General features: G+C 71.9%; 16 protein-coding genes. 12 read left to right on the top strand and 4 right to left on the bottom strand.

Translation table 11 applies throughout. From position 1 onward, the window contains the following. The first annotated feature begins 166 nt into the window (after positions 1–166). Genes ACLJQM_RS26605 through fgd form a run of 7 tightly spaced genes read left to right on the top strand, consistent with a single transcriptional unit; the run spans position 167 to position 6,189 of the window. Positions 167–934 carry an SDR family oxidoreductase gene (locus tag ACLJQM_RS26605; RefSeq protein ID WP_360776039.1) on the top strand — a complete coding sequence of 256 codons (768 nt, stop codon included), beginning with the start codon at positions 167–169 and terminating at the stop codon, positions 932–934. Beyond that, complete coding sequence (locus tag ACLJQM_RS26600) at positions 931–1,809, top strand: SDR family oxidoreductase (protein WP_410633164.1); 879 nt, start codon at positions 931–933, stop codon at positions 1,807–1,809. Before ACLJQM_RS26605 ends, ACLJQM_RS26600 begins: the two co-directional genes overlap by 4 nt. Continuing rightward, the gene (locus ACLJQM_RS26595; RefSeq protein ID WP_247024272.1) at positions 1,809–2,549 is read left to right on the top strand and encodes an enoyl-CoA hydratase family protein; all 741 of its coding nucleotides are present in this window, start codon (positions 1,809–1,811) and stop codon (positions 2,547–2,549) included. Before ACLJQM_RS26600 ends, ACLJQM_RS26595 begins: the two co-directional genes overlap by 1 nt. Continuing rightward, on the top strand, positions 2,539–3,402 hold the full coding sequence (locus tag ACLJQM_RS26590; RefSeq protein WP_410633163.1) for a CoA transferase subunit A: 864 nt from the start codon (positions 2,539–2,541) through the stop codon (positions 3,400–3,402). The genes ACLJQM_RS26595 and ACLJQM_RS26590 overlap by 11 nt, the downstream gene beginning before the upstream one ends. Continuing rightward, positions 3,399–4,130 (top strand): CoA-transferase subunit beta, encoded by a 732-nt coding sequence (locus ACLJQM_RS26585; RefSeq protein WP_410633162.1) that lies wholly within the window; start codon positions 3,399–3,401, stop codon positions 4,128–4,130. Before ACLJQM_RS26590 ends, ACLJQM_RS26585 begins: the two co-directional genes overlap by 4 nt. Continuing rightward, positions 4,127–5,182 (top strand): NAD(P)H-dependent flavin oxidoreductase, encoded by a 1,056-nt coding sequence (locus ACLJQM_RS26580; protein WP_360776026.1) that lies wholly within the window; start codon positions 4,127–4,129, stop codon positions 5,180–5,182. The genes ACLJQM_RS26585 and ACLJQM_RS26580 overlap by 4 nt, the downstream gene beginning before the upstream one ends. Positions 5,183–5,184: 2 nt before the next feature. Further along, the gene (gene fgd, locus ACLJQM_RS26575; protein ID WP_247025167.1) at positions 5,185–6,189 is read left to right on the top strand and encodes a glucose-6-phosphate dehydrogenase (coenzyme-F420); all 1,005 of its coding nucleotides are present in this window, start codon (positions 5,185–5,187) and stop codon (positions 6,187–6,189) included. Positions 6,190–6,229: 40 nt separating this feature from the next. Here fgd and ACLJQM_RS26570 read toward each other — a convergent pair whose 3' ends face one another. From ACLJQM_RS26570 to ACLJQM_RS26560, 3 genes are read right to left on the bottom strand one after another with little or no spacing between them, the layout of a single operon-like run. Further along, the gene (locus ACLJQM_RS26570) at positions 6,230–7,384 is read right to left on the bottom strand and encodes an acetyl-CoA C-acetyltransferase (protein ID WP_360776023.1); all 1,155 of its coding nucleotides are present in this window, start codon (positions 7,382–7,384) and stop codon (positions 6,230–6,232) included. 8 nt (positions 7,385–7,392) lie between these two features. Further along, positions 7,393–8,154: an SDR family oxidoreductase gene (locus tag ACLJQM_RS26565; RefSeq protein WP_360776021.1), complete on the bottom strand. Its 762-nt coding sequence runs from the start codon at positions 8,152–8,154 to the stop codon at positions 7,393–7,395. Further along, positions 8,151–9,296, bottom strand: coding sequence for an acyl-CoA dehydrogenase family protein (locus ACLJQM_RS26560; protein ID WP_410633161.1), 1,146 nt, complete (start codon positions 9,294–9,296; stop codon positions 8,151–8,153). The genes ACLJQM_RS26565 and ACLJQM_RS26560 overlap by 4 nt, the downstream gene beginning before the upstream one ends. Before the next feature lie 82 nt (positions 9,297–9,378). On the opposite strand from ACLJQM_RS26560, the gene ACLJQM_RS26555 reads away from it, so the two are divergent. Genes ACLJQM_RS26555 through ACLJQM_RS26535 form a run of 5 tightly spaced genes read left to right on the top strand, consistent with a single transcriptional unit; the run spans position 9,379 to position 14,813 of the window. Beyond that, complete coding sequence (locus ACLJQM_RS26555; protein WP_410633160.1) at positions 9,379–10,908, top strand: FadD3 family acyl-CoA ligase; 1,530 nt, start codon at positions 9,379–9,381, stop codon at positions 10,906–10,908. Beyond that, positions 10,905–11,750 carry an enoyl-CoA hydratase gene (locus ACLJQM_RS26550; RefSeq protein WP_410633159.1) on the top strand — a complete coding sequence of 282 codons (846 nt, stop codon included), beginning with the start codon at positions 10,905–10,907 and terminating at the stop codon, positions 11,748–11,750. Before ACLJQM_RS26555 ends, ACLJQM_RS26550 begins: the two co-directional genes overlap by 4 nt. Beyond that, positions 11,750–12,880: an acyl-CoA dehydrogenase family protein gene (locus ACLJQM_RS26545; RefSeq protein ID WP_410633158.1), complete on the top strand. Its 1,131-nt coding sequence runs from the start codon at positions 11,750–11,752 to the stop codon at positions 12,878–12,880. Before ACLJQM_RS26550 ends, ACLJQM_RS26545 begins: the two co-directional genes overlap by 1 nt. Continuing rightward, positions 12,877–13,782: an acyl-CoA dehydrogenase family protein gene (locus tag ACLJQM_RS26540; protein ID WP_410633157.1), complete on the top strand. Its 906-nt coding sequence runs from the start codon at positions 12,877–12,879 to the stop codon at positions 13,780–13,782. The genes ACLJQM_RS26545 and ACLJQM_RS26540 overlap by 4 nt, the downstream gene beginning before the upstream one ends. Further along, the gene (locus ACLJQM_RS26535) at positions 13,779–14,813 is read left to right on the top strand and encodes an acyl-CoA dehydrogenase family protein (protein WP_410633156.1); all 1,035 of its coding nucleotides are present in this window, start codon (positions 13,779–13,781) and stop codon (positions 14,811–14,813) included. Before ACLJQM_RS26540 ends, ACLJQM_RS26535 begins: the two co-directional genes overlap by 4 nt. Here the strand turns inward: ACLJQM_RS26535 and ACLJQM_RS26530 are convergent. Continuing rightward, positions 14,810–16,624: a flavin-containing monooxygenase gene (locus ACLJQM_RS26530; RefSeq protein WP_410633155.1), complete on the bottom strand. Its 1,815-nt coding sequence runs from the start codon at positions 16,622–16,624 to the stop codon at positions 14,810–14,812. The genes ACLJQM_RS26535 and ACLJQM_RS26530 overlap by 4 nt on opposite strands. Positions 16,625–16,663 lie beyond the last annotated feature (39 nt).

Here is a 16,663-nt window from a genome sequence, read left to right as displayed (position 1 = left end):
TCCGGTGATACGGCGCCGGCAAGGTTGGATCGGCGCGGCCGGTCCGGCGGTCCGGATGTCATGAAAGCCCCTTTCACCTCGCCGGACGCGGTGAACGACTCGTTCATGACATCCGGACCGGGCACGCCACCTTGCCCAAGGCGAGAACGTGTTCTAGTTTTGTGACGTGAAGACCGATCTGGGCCTGGCCGGTGCCGTGGTGCTGGTCACCGGCGGTGTCCGTGGCGTGGGCCAGGGCATCTGCAACGTGTTCCTGGCCCACGGGGCACGCGTGATCACCTGCGCGCGGCGCGAGGCACCCACCGACGCCGAATTCGTCCAATGCGATGTCCGGGACGACGGGCAGGTCGCCGCGCTCGTCGAGGGGATCGTCGACCGGCACGGGCGGCTCGACGTCGTCGTGAACAACGCCGGTGGGGCGCCCTACGTCCCGGCCGCGGAGGGCTCGCCGCGGTTGCACGAAAAGATCGTGCAGCTCAACCTGCTGGCCCCGCTGCTGGTCTCGCAGCACGCCAACGCCGTGATGCAGCGGCAGGACGACGGCGGCTCGATCGTGATGATCTCCAGCGTCAGCGGGACGCGCGCCTCGCCGGGGACGGCGGCCTACGGGGCGGCGAAGGCGGGGCTGGACAACCTGACCGCGAGCCTGGCCGTCGAGTGGGCGCCGAAGGTGCGGGTCAACGGGCTGGCCGTCGGGATGGTGCGGACCGAGCAGTCGCACCTGCACTACGGCAGCGAAGCCGCGGTCGAGGCGGTCGGGAAGACCGTGCCGCTGGGCCGGCTCGCCGAACCCCGGGAGGTCGGCGCCTGTGCCGCGTTCCTGGCTTCGCCGCTGGCTTCCTACGTCTCGGGCGCCACCCTGCGCGTGCACGGCGGCGGTGAGGTCCCGGCCTTCCTCGCCGCGGCCGACGTCAACCATCGGGAGGATTCGTGAGTGGGTTGTGCCAGGACCGGGTGGTCGTGGTGACCGGAGCCGGACGCGGGATCGGGCGCGCGCACGCCCTCGCGTTCGCCGCCGAAGGGGCGCTGGTCGTGGTCAACGACGTGGCCGGGGACGCGACCGCCGAGGTCGTCGCCGAGATCGGGGAACGCGGCGGGAAGGCGGTGGCGAACACCTCGGACATCGCCGACTGGGCCGGGGCCGCGGAACTGATCGGCGCGGCGCTGGAGACCTTCGGGCGCCTCGACGTGCTGGTCAACAACGCGGGGTTCGTCCGGGACCGGATGCTGGCCAACCTGGACGAGGACGAGTGGGACGCGGTGATCCGCGTGCACCTGAAGGGACATTTCGCGCCGTTGCGGCACGCCGCCGGGCACTGGCGGGCCGAGGCCAAAGCGGGTCGGCCGCCGCGGGCGCGGGTGATCAACACCAGTTCGGGCGCTGGGTTGCTGGGCAGCGTCGGCCAGGGCAACTATTCGGCGGCGAAGGCCGGTGTCGCCGGGTTGACCGTCGTGGCGGCGGCCGAGCTGGCGCGGTACGGGGTGACGGTGAACGCGATCGCGCCGGCCGCGCGGACGCGGATGACCGAAGGGGTCTTCGCGTCGATGGCGAGGCCCGAGAGCGGCTTCGACGCGATGGCGCCGGAGAACGTCTCGCCGCTCGTCGTGTGGCTGGGCAGCGCGGAATCTTCGCACGTCACCGGCCGGATGTTCGAGGTCGAGGGCGGCAAGGTGTCCCTCGCGCAGGGCTGGCGGCACGGCCCGGCCGTGGACAAGGGGGAGCGCTGGGACCCGGCGGAACTGGGCCCGGTCGTCGCCGACCTGCTCGAGCGCGCGCCCGAGCCCGAACCCGTCTACGGAGCGAGCTGATGGGCATCCGCACCAAGCGCGACGCGCACGTCGAGGTCGTCACGGTCGACTTCCCGCCGGTCAACGCGCTGCCCGTGCAGGGCTGGTTCGACCTCGCCGACGCGCTCACGCGGGCCGGGCGCGACCCGGACGTGCACGTCGTCGTCCTGCGCGCCGAGGGGCGGGGCTTCAACGCGGGCGTGGACATCAAGGAGATCCAGCGCAGCGCGGGGTACGACGCGCTCGTCGGCGCGAACCGGGGCTGCTACGCGGCTTTCGGCGCGGTCTACGACTGCGAGGTGCCGGTCGTCGCGGCCGTGCACGGCTTCTGCCTCGGCGGCGGCATCGGGCTGGTCGGCAACGCCGACGTCGTCATCGCGTCCGACGACGCCACTTTCGGTGTCCCCGAAGTGGAACGCGGGGCGCTCGGCGCGGCGACGCACCTGGCCCGGCTGGTGCCGCAGCACCTGATGCGCACGCTGTACTTCACCGCCCGCACCATCACCGCCGCCGAGCTGCACGCCCACGGCTCGGTGTACCAGGTCGTGCCCCGCGCCGAACTCGACGACGCGGCGATGGCCGTCGCCGCCGACATCGCCGGGAAGGACCCGCGCGTGATCCGGGCCGCCAAGGAGGCGTTGAACGGGATCGACACCCAGCAGGTGCACCGCAGCTACCGGTTCGAGCAGGGGTTCACCTTCGAGCTGAACCTGCTCGGCGCGTCCGACGAGGCCCGCGAGGAGTTCTTGAATGGCCGATAAGCGCATGACCGCCGACGAAGCCGCGGCGGAACTGGAAGACGGCATGACCCTCGGCATCGGCGGCTGGGGTTCGCGGCGCAAGCCGATGGCCCTGGTCCGCGCGATCCTCCGGACGCCCGTCAAGGATCTCACCGTCGTCTCCTACGGCGGCCCGGACGTCGGCCTGCTGTGCGCGGCCGGCAAGGTCAAGCGGGTCGTGTTCGGGTTCGTCACGCTGGACTCGATCCCGTTCGACCCGTGGTTCGGCCGGGCGCGGGAGACCGGCGCGATCGAGGTGACCGAGTACGACGAGGGCATGTTCGGCGCGGCGCTTTCCGCGGCGGCGCAACGGCTTCCGTTCCTGCCGATGCGCGCCGGGCTCGGGTCGGAGGTGATGCGCGCGAACCCGGACCTGCGGACCGTGCGCTCGCCGTACGCCGACGCCGAGGAACTGGTCGCGGTCCCGGCGCGGCACCTGGACGTGGCGCTGGTGCACCTCAACCGCGCCGACGCCCGCGGCAACGCCCAGTACCTCGGGCCGGACCCGTACTTCGACGACCTGTTCTGCCTGGCGGCGGCGAAACGGTTCGTGTCGGTCGAGAAAGTCGTCGAGACGCCGGACTTGCTGGCGGGCGGGCCGGTGCAGTCGTTGCTGCTCAACCGCGGCAGCGTGGACGGCGTCGTCGAGGCGCCGCGGGGTGCGCACTTCACCACGGCGGCGCCGGACTACGGCCGGGACGAACGGTTCCAGCGTCACTACGCGACGTGCGCGAAGGATCTCGATGCCTGGTCCGGGTTCGCGGACCGGTTCCTCTCCGGTGACGAGCGCGCGTACCTGTCCGAAGTGGACAAGTTCGAGGCGGAGGCGGCATGAGTGCGACCCGGGCCGAGATCGCCGTGGTGGCGGTGGCCGAGCTGTTCCGCGGCGACGGCGAGATCGTGGCCAGCCCGATGGGCCTGATCCCGCAGCTGGGCGCGAAGCTCGCGCGGCTGACGTTCGAGCCGGACCTGCTGATGTCCGACGGCGAGGCGTACCTGGTCACGCCCGACGGCGTGGTCGAGGGCTGGCAGCCGTTCCGGAAGGTGCTGGACACGATCGTCCCGCACGGGCGGCGGCACGTCGTGATGGGCGCGAACCAGGTCGACCGCCACGGCAACCAGAACATCTCCGCCATCGGCGACCACGCGCACCCGAAGAAGCAGCTGCTCGGCGTGCGCGGCGCGCCCGGCAACACGGTCAACCACCGCACCAGCTACTGGGTGCCGAGGCATTCCCCGCGGGTGTTCGTGGACGCCGTGGACGTCGTTTCCGGTGTCGGCTACGACAACGCGGCCAAGGCGGGGCCGTCCGCCGAGAAGTACCACGACGTCCACCGGGTCGTCACCAACCTCGGCGTCTTCGGCTTCGGCACCCCGGGCCACTCGATGCGCGCGGTGTCGCTGCACCCGGGCGTCACGCGCGACGAGGTCGCGGCGGCGACCAGCTTCGAGATCGACTTTTCCGGAGCCGGAACCAGCCGCGAACCGACGGCGGAAGAACTGCGGCTGATCCGGGACGTGCTCGACCCGAAGAACTTCCGCGACAAGGAAGTCCCGGCGTGAAGACCGCGCTGACCGACCTCGCCGGCGTCGAGCACCCGATCGTCCAGACCGGCATGGGCTGGGTGGCCGGCCCGCGGCTGGTCTCGGCGACCGCCGAAGCGGGCGCGCTCGGCATCCTCGCCTCGGCCACGATGACCTACCTCGAGCTCGAAGCCGCCATCACGGAGGTCAAGAAGCGCACGGAGAAGCCGTTCGGCGTCAACCTGCGTGCCGACGCCGCCGACGCGGGCGACCGGGTGGACCTGCTGATCCGCGAAGGCGTGAAGGTGGCGTCGTTCGCGCTCGCGCCGCGGAAGGAGATGATCGCGAAGCTGCGGGACCACGGCATCGTCGTGGTCCCGTCGGTCGGCGCCGCCCGGCACGCCGAGAAGGTCGCGGGCTGGGGCGCGGACGCCGTCATCGTCCAGGGCGGCGAGGGCGGCGGGCACACCGGCGGTGTCGCCACGACGCTCCTGCTGCCGTCCGTGCTCGACACCGTCGACATCCCGGTGATCGCGGCCGGCGGCTTCTTCGACGGCCGCGGGCTCGCCGCCGCGCTGGCCTACGGGGCCGCGGGCGTGGCGATGGGCACCCGGTTCCTGCTCAGCAAGGAGAGCACGGTCCCGGACGAGGTCAAGCGCGTGTACCTCGAGCAGGGGCTCGCCGGGACCGTCGTCACCCGCCGGGTGGACGGCCTGCCGCACCGGGTGCTGCGCACCGCGCTCGTCGACAAGCTGGAGCGCGCCGGCCGCGTGAAGGGACTCGCGCAGGCCGCGCGGAACGCCCTCCGGTTCCGGAATATCACCGGACTGTCCCCGGTTGCCATGGTCAAAGAAGGCTTCGCGATGAAGCACGGCAACGATCTCACCTGGAGTCAGCTGGTCATGGCGGCCAACACCCCCATGCTGCTGCGTGCGGGGCTGGTCGAGGGCCGGACCGACGCCGGGGTGCTAGCGTCGGGGCAGGTGGTGGGCATGATCCACGACCTGCCCACGGTCGGCGAGATCGTCGAGGGCACGGTGGCCGAGGCGGGTGAGATCCTGCGGCGCCTCGGCCGGGAAACGGGAGGATGACAGTGGCGCTCAAGGTCGGTTACAAGGCGTCGCCGGAGCAGTTCGGGGCGCGCGACCTGGTCGAGTTCGCCGTGCGCGCCGAGGAGGTCGGCCTGGACTCGGTCTGGGTGGCCGACCACTTCCTGCCCTGGCGGCACGAAGGCGGGCACGCGCCGTGGGCGCTGGCGTTCATCCCGGCGGTGGCGGAGCGGACGAACCGGGTGCAGATCGGCACGAGCGTGCTGACCCCGACGTTCCGGTACAACCCGGCGGTGATCGCGCAGGCGTTCGCGTCGATGTCCCTGCTGTCGGAGGGCCGGGTGATCCTCGGGGTCGGCACCGGCGAGGCGCTCAACGAGATCGCCGTCTCCGGCATGGAGTGGCCGGAGTTCAAGGAGCGGTTCGCGCGGCTGCGCGAGGCGATCACGCTGATGCGCCGCCTGTGGACCGAGGACAACGTCTCGCACGACGGCGAGTACTACAAGCTCGTCGACGCGCGGATCTACGACCGCCCCGACCAGCCGCTGCCGGTGTACATCGCCGCGGGCGGCCCGGTGGTGGCCAAGTACGCGGGCCGCGCGGGCGACGGCTTCATCTGCACCTCGGGCAAGGGCATGGACCTCTACACCGAGAAGCTGATGCCGGCCGTGGCCGAGGGCGCGGAAGCCGCCGGGCGCGAGGTCAAGGACATCGACCGGATGATCGAGGTCAAGATCTCCTACGACCGCGACCCGGAGAAGGCGCTGGAGAACACGCGCTTCTGGGCCCCGCTGTCGCTGACGGCGGAGCAGAAGCACACGATCTCGTCGGCCGACGAGATGGAGCGGCTGGCCAACGAGCTGCCGATCGAGCAGGTCGCGAAGCGCTGGATCGTGGCGTCCGACCCGGACGAGGCCGTGGCGCTGGTCAAGCCGTACGTCGACGCGGGCCTGAACCACCTGGTCGTGCACGGTCCGGGCCACGACCAGGAGCGGTTCCTGAGCCAGTTCTCCGAGGACGTCCTGCCGAAGCTGCGCGAGCTCGCCTGACGTCGTGAGTGTCCAGGCGGGTTAGCACCCGCCTGAACACTCACGACAGGCGTTCGATGATGGTGACGTTGGCGGTGCCGCCGCCTTCGCACATCGTCTGCAGGCCGTAGCGGCCGCCGCGGCGTTCCAGTTCGTGCAGGAGCGTCGCCAGGAGCTTGGTGCCGGTGGCCCCGATCGGGTGGCCGAGGGCGATGCCGCCGCCGTTCACGTTGACCCGGTCGGGGTCCGCGCCGGTTTCGTCCAGCCACGCCAGCACGACGCTGGCGAAGGCTTCGTTGACCTCGAACAGGTCGATGTCGCCGATCGTGAGCCCGGCGCGGCGCAGTGCGTGCGCGGTGGCCGGGATCGGGCCGGTCAGCATCCACACCGGGTCCGCGGCGCGCACCGACAGGTGGTGGATCCGCGCCCGGGGCGTCAGGCCGTGCTCCTCGACGAACGACGCGGACGCCAGCAGGGCCGCGCTCGCGCCGTCGGAGATCTGGCTGGCCACGGCCGCGGTCAGCCGGGACTCCGGAGCGAGCGGCTTCAGCCCGCGCATCCGCTCCAGCGACGTGTCCCGGCGCGGCCCCTCGTCGTGCCGGAAGCCGTCGACCGGCGCGATTTCCGCGTCGAACCGCCCGGAGTCGACGGCGGCGATGGCCCGCTGGTGGCTGTGGAAGGCGTACTCCTCCATGGTCTCCCGGCTGATGTCCCAGTGCGAGGCGATCATGTCCGCGCTGCGGAACTGCGAGACCTCGACGCTGCCGTAGCGCTCCTGCCAGCCCTTCGACCCGGAGAACGGGTCTTCGAAGCCGTGTTCGCGCCCGGCCAGCATGGCCGCGCTGATCGGGATGCGGCTCATGTTCTGCACGCCGCCCGCCAGCACCAGGTCCTGCGTCCCCGACATGACCGCCTGCGCGGCGAAGTGGACGGCCTGCTGGCTCGACCCGCACTGCCGGTCGACCGTCACCCCCGGTACGTGGTCGCCGAACCCCGCCGCCAGCCACGCCGTGCGCGCGATGTTGCCCGACTGCGGGCCGAGCGTGTCGGTGCAGCCGAGGATGACGTCGTCGACGAGGTCCGGGTCGACGCCCGCGCGGGCGACGACCGCCTGGATGACGTGCGCGCCGAGGTCGGCGGAGTGCCACCCGGACAGGGCGCCGCCGCGCCGGCCGACCGGGGTGCGGACCGCGTCGAGGAGGAAGGCTTCGGGCACGGGCGCTCCTAGGGGTGCTGGCTGCTGACGGAGACGACTTCGCCGGTGAGGTAACCGGCGTAGTCGCTGGCGAGGAAGACCATGACGTTGGCGACCTCCCACGGTTCGGCGGCGCGGCCGAACGCCTCGCGTTTCGTGAGGTCTTCGAGGAGTTCGTCGCTGGTCACCTTGGCGAGGAAGGGGTGCATCGCGAGGCTGGGGGCGACGGCGTTGACCCGGACGTGGTGTTCGGCGGCGTCGAGCGCGGAGCAGCGGGTGAGCGCCATGACCCCGGCCTTCGCGGCCGCGTAGTGCGCCTGTCCGGCCTGGGCGCGCCAGCCGATCACCGACGCGTTGTTGACGATGGCGCCGCCGCCACCCTGGGCGACGAACTGCTTCAGCGCCGCGCGGGTGCAGCGGAAGGTACCGGTGAGCGTGATGTCGAGGACGCGGGACCACTCGTCGTCGGTCATGTCCAGCACGGACTTCGTGCCGCCGAGCCCGGCGTTGTTGACCATGACGTCGATGCGCCCGTAGTGCTCGACGGCGCCGTCGATGAGGGCTTGGACCTGGTCTTCCCGCGTGACGTCGCACGGGATGGCGTGCACGTCGCCGAGTTCGGCGGCCTTCTCCTTCAGCCGCCGCTCGTGCCAGTCGCTGATGACGACTTTCGCGCCCTCCTCCCGGCAGCGCTTGGCCACGGCCGAGCCGATGCCGGTGCCGGCCGCGGCGGTGACCACGACGACCTTGCCGGCGAGCAGGTCGTGGCCGGGTGGGTAGTTCGGGATCACGGGCGGGCCTCCCGGGGCAGGCCGAGGACGCGCTCGGCGATGATGTTCCGTTCGATTTCGTCCGAGCCGCCGTAAAGGGTGTCGGCGCGGGTGAACAGGTAGAGGCGCTGCCAGTCGTCCAGTTCGGTGGTGGCCGAGGTGAGCGAACGCGCTCCGCGGGCGCGCATGGCCAGTTCGCCCAGGCCGCGGTGCCACTGCGCCCACAGGAGCTTGCCGACGGCGACTTCCGGCCCCGCGGCCTGTCCGAGCGTCCGCAGGGCGTGGGCCCGCAGGACGCGCAGGCCGATCCGGGCGCGGGCTAGGTCGGCGCGCAGCAGCGGGTCGTCGTAGGTGCCGAGCCGTTCGGCCTCGGCCGTGATGTCGTCGAGTTCGCGGCGGAAGCCGATCTGCTGGCCGAGCGTCGACACCCCGCGTTCGAACCCGAGGGTGGCCATCGCGATCTTCCACCCCTCACCGGGTTCGCCGACGACGAGGCCGGCGTCGGTACGGGCGTCGTCGAAGAAGACTTCGTTGAACTCCGACGTGCCGGTGAGCTGCTGGATCGGCCGCACGGTGACGCCGTCCTGGCGCAGCGGCACCAGCAGGTAGGACAGGCCGTGGTGACGCCGGGAGCCGGGTTCGGTGCGGGCGACGACGAAGCACCAGTCGGCCACGTGCGCCAGCGAAGTCCAGATCTTCTGGCCGTTGACGACCCATTCGCCGTCGCGCCGGACCGCGGACGTCGAGACGGCGGCGAGGTCGGAGCCGGCGCCGGGCTCGGAGTAGCCCTGGCACCACAGCTCCTCGACGGCGAGGATCTTCGGCAGGAACCGGGCCCGCTGCTCCGGTGTGCCGAACGCGATCAGCGTCGGGCCGAGGAGCTGTTCGCCGATGTGGTTGACGCGGGCGGGGGCGCCGGAAGCGGCGTACTCCTCGTGGAAGGCGACCTGCTCGGCCAGGGACAGCCCGCGGCCGCCGTGCTCGACGGGCCAGCCGACGCCGGTCCAGCCCGCGGCGGCGAGGTGGCGTTCCCAGGCCAGCCGCAGGTCGAACTCCTCGTGCTCGCGTCCCGGGCCGCCCAGGCCGCGCAGCCGGGCGAACTCGCCGGTCAGGTTGGCGGCCAGCCAGCCGGCGACTTCACGGCGGAATCCCGTCGCTTCCACGCACGCCTCCTTGCTGCCGGGCCGGTCCGGCACCTAGGGTAATGAGAACACGTTCTAGTTTGCCGGTCCAGAGGAGGGTGTGGTGGGAAGAACCACGATCCCGGCCGTCGTCCGGGACGCTGCCGATAAGTTCGGTTCCACGGAGGCCCTGGTCGACGGGGAGCTGAGGCTCGGCTTCGACCAGCTTCTGGAACGTGTTCGAACGGTCGCGCGCGCCTTCCTCGCCCGCGGCGTCGAGCCCGGCGACCGCGTCGCGATCACGTTGCCGAACACCCACCACTGGGTCCTCACGGCGCTGGGCGCGCTCTACGCGGGCGCGACGCTGGTGCCGGTCAACACCCGGTTCACCGCCGCCGAGACCGTCGACCTGCTCGTCCGCGGCCGGGCGAAGGCGCTGGTCGTGGCCGCGGACTTCCTCGGCACCGACCGCTACGCCGCCGTCCGGGCGACCGGGGCGCAGCTGCCCGACCTCGGCACCGTCGTCCGGGTGGCCCTGGAAGAGCCGCACCGGCCGGTCGAGGGCACCCTCGGCTGGGACGAGTTCCTCGGGCTCGCCGAGCGTGTGTCCCTCGCCGAGGCCGAAGCGCGGGCCGACGCGGTACGGCCGGACGACGTCAGCGACATCCTGTTCACCTCGGGCACCAGCGGCCGGTCCAAGGGCGTGCTCTCGGCCCACCGCCAGGCGGTCGGCGTCGCGGCCGCGTGGGCGGACTGCGGCCGGGTCACCGCCGACGACCGCTACCTGGTGATCAACCCGTTCTTCCACAGCTTCGGCTACAAGGCCGGGATCCTGGTCGGGTTGCTGACCGGCGCGACGATCGTCCCGCAGGCCGTGTTCGACGTCCGCGCGGCCTTGAACCTCATCGAGCGGGAGCGCATCTCCGTGCTGCCCGGCGCGCCGACGATCTTCCAGTCCCTGCTCCAGGAACGCCGGGGCGACCTGCCGTCGCTGCGGCTCGCGGTGACCGGGGCGGCCACCGTTCCCGCGTCCCTGGTCCGGCGGATGCGGGCCGAGCTGGGGTTCGAGATCGTGCTCACCGCCTACGGCCTCACCGAAGCCGTCGTGGTGACCATGTGCCGCCCCGGCGACGACGCCGAGCTGGTGTCCCGGACGTCCGGCCGCGCGACCGCCGGGTTCGAAGTCGCGATCCACGGCTCGCCCGGCGAGATCGTCGTCCGCGGCCCGAACGTGATGCTCGGCTACCTCGACGACCCCGAAGCCACCGCGAAAGCCGTCGACGAAGCAGGCTGGCTGCACACCGGGGACGTCGGCGAGCTCGACGAGGCCGGCAACCTGACGATCACCGGCCGGCTCAAGGACATGTACATCTGCGGCGGCTTCAACGTCTACCCGGCCGAGGTCGAGCACGCGCTGACCGAACTGGACGGCGTCCGCGACGTCGCCGTCGTCGGCGTCCCGGACGGGCGGCTCGGCGAGGTCGGCAAGGCCTTCGTCGTCGGCACCGGGCTGACGGCCGAGGCGGTCGTCGCGTTCTGCCGCGACCGGCTCGCCAACTACAAGACCCCGCGGTCCGTCGAGTTCGTGGACGCACTGCCCCGCAACGCTTCCGGCAAGGTGCTGAAGCGGCTGCTGACCGAGGAGAACGCATGAGTGAACCGGTGGTCCGTTCCGAGCGACGCGGGCCGGTCGCGGTCGTCACGATGAACCGGCCGGACTACCGCAACGCCCAGAACTCCGCGATGACGTACGCGCTGGACGACGCCTTCACGGCCGCGGTGAACGACCCCGAGGTCAAGGTGATCGTGCTGGCGGGGGAGGGCAAGCACTTCTCCGCCGGGCACGACATCGGCAGCCCGGGCCGGGACGCGGACCAGCCGTTCGACCGGCGCGCCGTGATGTGGTGGGACCACACCGACAAGGTGGGCGGCGACCAGCGGTTCGCCCGCGAGTCCGAGGTGTACCTCGGGATGTGCCGCCGGTGGCGGGAAATCCCGAAGCCGATGATCGCCAGCGTGCAGGGCGCGTGCATCGCCGGTGGGCTGATGCTGGCGTGGGTGTGCGACCTGATCGTGGCGGCCGACGACGCGTTCTTCGCCGATCCCGTGGTGCGCATGGGGATCCCGGGTGTCGAGTACTTCGCGCACCCGTGGGTGCTCGGGCCCCGCGCGGCGAAGGAAGTGCTGTTCACCGGCGAACGGTTCACCGTGCAGCAGGCCAAGGAATGGGGCATGGTCACCCGGATCGTGCCGCGCGCGGAGCTGGAAGAGCACACCTTGGCGCTGGCGGAGAAGATCAGCGGGATGCCGTCGTTCGGGCTGGCGCTGGCGAAGAAGGCGGTCAACCAGGCCGAGGACCTGATGGGGCTGCGGTCCGGAATGGACTCGGTGTTCGGGCTGCACCACTTCGCGCACGCCCACAACGCGGAGACCTCGGATGACGCGCTCGGCGGCCAGTCGGCGCGGTCGATGCGCGACGCGAACAAGGGGGGCTGATGGACCTCGACATCGACGGGGCTTCGGCGGCTTTCCGCGACGAGGCCCGGGAATGGCTGGCTTCGCACGTGCGGGTGCTGCCGTCGATGGACACCGCGGAAGGCTTCGCGGCGCACCGGGAATGGGAAGCGCGGCTGGCCGAGGCGCGGTGGTCGGTCGTGTCGTGGCCGGCCGAGTACCACGGCCGGGACGCTTCGATGCTGCAGTGGCTGCTGTTCGAGGAGGAGTACTACGCCGCCCGCGCGCCGGGCCGGGTGAGCCAGAACGGCATCTTCATGCTCGGCCCGACGTTGTTCGCCCACGGCACGCAGGAGCAGCGCGACCGGATCCTCCCGCCGATGGCCCGCGGCGAGCAGATCTGGGCACAGGCGTGGTCGGAACCCGAGGCGGGCAGCGACATCGCCGCGCTGCGCAGCACGGCCGTGCGCACCGACGGCGGCTGGCTGCTGTCGGGGCAGAAGACGTGGAGTTCGCGGGCCGCCTTCGCCGATCGGGCGTTCGGCCTGTTCCGCACCGACCCGGCCGCGCAGCGCCACCACGGGCTGACGTACTTCATGGCCGACCTGCGTGCCGACGGCGTCACCGTGCGGCCGATCCCGCAGCTGGACGGGGAACCCGGGTTCGCGGAGATCTTCTTCGACGACGTGTTCGTGCCCGACGCCGACGTGATCGGCGAAGCCGGGCAGGGGTGGCGGGTCGCGATGACGACGGCCAACAACGAGCGCGGCCTGTCGTTGCGCAGCCCCGGCCGGTTCCTCGCCGCCGCCGATCGGCTCGTCGGCCTGTGGCGCGCGCAGGACGAGCCGGAGTCCACAAAGGACCGCGTGGCCGACGCGTGGATCGGGGCGCGGGCCTACCAGCTCTATACGTTCGGGACGGTGAGCAGGCTCGCCGAGGGCGGCGAGCTGGGCCCGGAGTCCAGCGTGAACAAGCTCTTCTGGTCCCACCTCGACGTCGAACTGCACGAGACCGCGCTCGACGTCCTCGGCCCGGCCGGGGAAACGGACCAGGACTGGGTGAACGGCTACCTGTTCTCCCTCGCCGGGCCGATCTACGGCGGCACGGACCAGATCCAGCGGAACACGATCGCCGAGCGGCTGCTGAAGCTCCCGAGGGAGGCCCGCCGATGAGGTTCCAGCTTTCGCCGGAACACCGGCAGTTCTCCGCGACGCTGCACGAGCTGCTCGGCGGGGCGGACACCGCGACCACCGCCCGGGCGTGGGCGGCCGGGGAGCACGACCGCGGCCTCAAGCTCTGGCGCGCGCTCGCCGACGTCGGGGTGTTCGCGCTGCTCGTGGGCGAGGACGACGGCGGTCTCGGCGCCGGCCCGGTCGACCTGGTCGTCGCCTTCGAAGCACTGGGTTACCACGCGGTCCCCGGCCCTTTCGTCGAGTCGGCCGCGGTCGCCCCGGCGCTGCTGACCGGCGCCAAGCTGACCGCCCTCGCCGAGGGCGACCTCCTGGCCACCGTCGTCGCCCCGCCGGAAGTCCCCCTCGCCCTGGACGCCGACGTCGCCGGCGTGGTGCTGGACCTGACCGGCGCGGAACTCACCGCGGCGGAAGCGGTCCGCTCGATCGACCCGGTCCGGCGCCTGTTCCGGGTCCCCGGCGCGACCGCGGGACCCGTGCCCGACCTCGGCGTGCTCGCGGTGGCCGCGCAGCTCCTCGGTGCTGGTCAATGGCTCCTGGACACCTCCGTCGCCTACGCCAAGCAGCGCCGCCAGTACGGCCGCGCCATCGGCGAGTACCAGGCGATCAAGCACCTGCTCGCCGACGTCGTCACCCGGCTCGAACTGGCGCGGCCGCTGCTCCACGGCGCGGCCGTCGCCGGGGGGACGTTCGCCAGGGACGTCTCGGCGGCCAAGGCCATGGCCGCCGACGCCGCCTGCCTGGCCGCGCGGACCGCGCTGCAGGTGCACGGCGCCATCGGCTACACCGCCGAACACGACCTCGGCCTGCGGCTCACGAAGGTCCGCGCGCTGGCCGGGGCGTGGGGGACCGGGTCGTTCCACCGCGACCGGGTGCTGCGATGACCGACCCGATGGACACCGAGGAGGCGCGTGCCCTGCGGGAGGCCGTCCGGGCGCTGCTGACCCGCCGATCGGCGGTGCGGGCCGCGATGGACTCGCCGCTGGGCTACGACGACAAGCTGTGGTCGACGCTGTGCGAGCAGATCGGCGTCGCCGCCCTCGCCATCCCGGAGCACTACGGCGGCGCGGGCGCGGGACTCGCCGAAACGTGCGTGGTGCTGCAGGAACTCGGCCGGACGCTGACGCCGTCGCCGCTGCTGGGTTCGGCGCTGCTCTGCGGCGGGGCCCTGCTCCGCGCCGGCAACGACGAAGCCTGCGAACGGTTGCTGCCCGGCATCGCCGCGGGCACCACCCTCGCCGCGCTGGCCTGGTCCGGCGAGAACTGGACACCGGAGCTGACCGCGTCGCCCGCCGGCCTCGACGGCCGCGCCCACTACGTCCTGGACGGCGACCTCGCGGACGTCCTCCTGGCCGTGGCCCGCACTTCGGACGGCACCGGGCTCTTCGAAGTGCCGCTGGACGGCGTTCACCGCGAGCACGTGACCACCCTCGACCCGACCCGCAGGCTGGCCGTCGTGGATTTCGCCTCGACCCCGGCCCGGCGCCTCGACACCGGCGGGTTCGACCGGCCGTTGCGGCAGGTGCTCGACACGGCGGTGATCGCGGTGGCCGCGGAGCAGGTCGGCGCGGCGGCCCGCGCGCTGGAACTGACGGTGGAGTACACGAAGCAACGCCGTCAGTTCGGCCGCCCGATCGGGTCCTTCCAGGCGTTGAAGCACCGGATGGCCGACGTCCACGTCCACGTCGAGGCCGCGCGCTCGGCGTTGTACGCGGCCATTGTGGACGGTGACGCGGAAGCGGTGTCGACCGCGAAAGTCGTGTGCGGCGAAGCGTTTTCGCACGCGGCCGCGGAAATGATCCAGCTGCACGGCGGCATCGCGATCACCTGGGAACACGACGCCCACCTGTACTTCAAGCGAGCGCACGGGACCGCCCTCCTGTTCGGCGATCCCGTGCGCTCGCTCGGCTGCTAGGCCAGGTGGTGCACCTCCTGCAGCCCGTACACCGGCGTCGGCAGGCCTTCGGCGCGGGCCTTGAGCTGCAGCGCGAGGTAAAGCGAGTAGTGGCGGGACTGGTGCAGGTTCCCGCCGTGGAACCACAGCCCCTCCTGCCGCGTGGGTTTCCACATGTTCCGCTGCTCGCCTTCCCACGGGCCCGGGTCCTTCGTGGTGTCCGAGCCCAGGCCCCACACCTTGCCGACCTTGTCGGCGACCTCCTGGCTGATCAGGTCCGCGGCCCAGCCGTTCATCGAGCCGTACCCGGTGGCGTAGACGACCAGGTCCGCTTCCAGCTCCGTGCCGTCGTCGAGCTTCACCGAGTTCTCCGTCAGCTCGGTGACCTGGCCGTGCGCGAGCTTGACCTCGCCGTCGGCCACCAGGTCCGCGGCGCCCACGTCGATGTAGTAGCCCGAGCCGCGGCGCAGGTACTTCATGAACAGGCCGGAGTCGTCGTCGCCCCAGTCGTGGCGGAAACCCGCGGCCTCGAGGCGGTCGTAGAACTCCTGGTCGCGCTCCTTGATCGCGGCGTACACCGGCTGCTGGAAGGTGTGCATGATCCGGTAGGGGAGCGAGGCGAACGTCAGGTCCGCCTTCTGCGTCGTCATCCCGGCGGCCAGCGCGCGCTCGGAGTAGAGGTCGCCCAGGCCGAGGTCCATCAGGGAGTCGGACTTCACGATGTGCGTGGAGCTGCGCTGGACCATGGTGACGTCGGCGCCGGCCTCCCACAGCGCGCCGCAGATGTCGAACGCCGAGTTGTTGGACCCGATGACCACGGCCTTCTTGCCGCGGTAGGCGTCCGGGCCGGGGTGCTGGGAGCTGTGGTGCTGCTCGCCCCGGAAGCGGTCCTGGCCGGGCAGCACCGGGATGTTCGGCTTGCCCGACATGCCGGTCGCGAGCACCAGCTGCTTCGGCTTGAGGACGACCTCTTCGCCGTCGCGGTCGAGGACGACCGTCCATTCCTTCGCTTCCTCGTCGTAGGAGGCGCTCCGGCAGGTCGTCGACGACCAGTAGTTGACCTCCATGACCTTCGTGTACATCTCGAGCCAGTCGGCGATCTTGTCCTTCGGCGCGAAGACCGGCCAGTTGCGCGGGAAGTCGAGGTAGGGGAGGTGGTCGTACCAGACCGGGTCGTGCAGGCACAGCGACTTGTAGCGGCCGCGCCACTGGTCGCCGGGGCGGGCGTACCGGTCGACGACCACGTGCGGCACGCCGAGCTGGCGCAGCCGGGCGCCCAGCGCGATCCCGCCCTGGCCGCCGCCGATGACGAGCACGTACGGCTGCCGCGTCGTGCCCAGCTCCGTCGCTTCCGCGTCCCGCGCTTCGGACCAGGTGACGCGGTCGCGGTTGACGCCGTGTTCGGCGCCCTTGGGCCGGGCGGTGCCGAGCGACTCCTCGTGGCCCTTCAGCTCGTGCAGCGTGGTGAGGAGCGTGAACGCGCCTTCGTCGGTGAGCCGCAGGTGCCCGCGTCCGCGGCCGGCCGCGGTTTCGAAGCCGATCCACGCCTCGACGACGCCGTCGCTTCCGGTCGGTTCTTCGGTGGCGTGGAAGCCGCTCGCGTCGGTGGTTTCCATCGTGGCGAGCAGCAGATCTTTTACGCCGTCACGGTTTTCGACGGTCTTGAGGTTCCAGGTGAAGGCGACCAGGTCGCGCCAGAACGACGTCGTGGCGAAGAGGGCGGCGGCCCGGTCGGCGTCCCGGGCCGCGAGCGCGGCCTCGAAGTCGGCGAGCCAGCCGTCGACGCGCTGCCGGGCACCGAGCGCCGCGGCGGGTTCGAGGGTCTGGGTCATGAGCGGACCTCCCCGTCTCGGGCACCGTCGTCGTCGGCG

Origin of the sequence: Amycolatopsis sp. cmx-4-83 (assembly GCF_046548815.1) — a bacterium.
Classification (GTDB): domain Bacteria; phylum Actinomycetota; class Actinomycetes; order Mycobacteriales; family Pseudonocardiaceae; genus Amycolatopsis; species Amycolatopsis pretoriensis_A.
This window is presented reverse-complemented; position numbering and strand designations above follow the sequence as displayed.

What these genes read in the sequence shown, in the direction of transcription:
- ACLJQM_RS26595 (WP_247024272.1), top strand. Translation starts at nt 1,809, where the DNA reads ATGGGCATCCGCACCAAGCGCGACGCGCACGTCGAGGTCGTCACGGTC.
- ACLJQM_RS26590 (WP_410633163.1), top strand. Translation starts at nt 2,539, where the DNA reads ATGGCCGATAAGCGCATGACCGCCGACGAAGCCGCGGCGGAACTGGAA.
- ACLJQM_RS26585 (WP_410633162.1), top strand. Translation starts at nt 3,399, where the DNA reads ATGAGTGCGACCCGGGCCGAGATCGCCGTGGTGGCGGTGGCCGAGCTG.
- ACLJQM_RS26550 (WP_410633159.1), top strand. Translation starts at nt 10,905, where the DNA reads ATGAGTGAACCGGTGGTCCGTTCCGAGCGACGCGGGCCGGTCGCGGTC.
- ACLJQM_RS26545 (WP_410633158.1), top strand. Translation starts at nt 11,750, where the DNA reads ATGGACCTCGACATCGACGGGGCTTCGGCGGCTTTCCGCGACGAGGCC.
- ACLJQM_RS26540 (WP_410633157.1), top strand. Translation starts at nt 12,877, where the DNA reads ATGAGGTTCCAGCTTTCGCCGGAACACCGGCAGTTCTCCGCGACGCTG.
- ACLJQM_RS26535 (WP_410633156.1), top strand. Translation starts at nt 13,779, where the DNA reads ATGACCGACCCGATGGACACCGAGGAGGCGCGTGCCCTGCGGGAGGCC.
- ACLJQM_RS26530 (WP_410633155.1), bottom strand. Translation starts at nt 16,624, where the DNA reads ATGACCCAGACCCTCGAACCCGCCGCGGCGCTCGGTGCCCGGCAGCGC.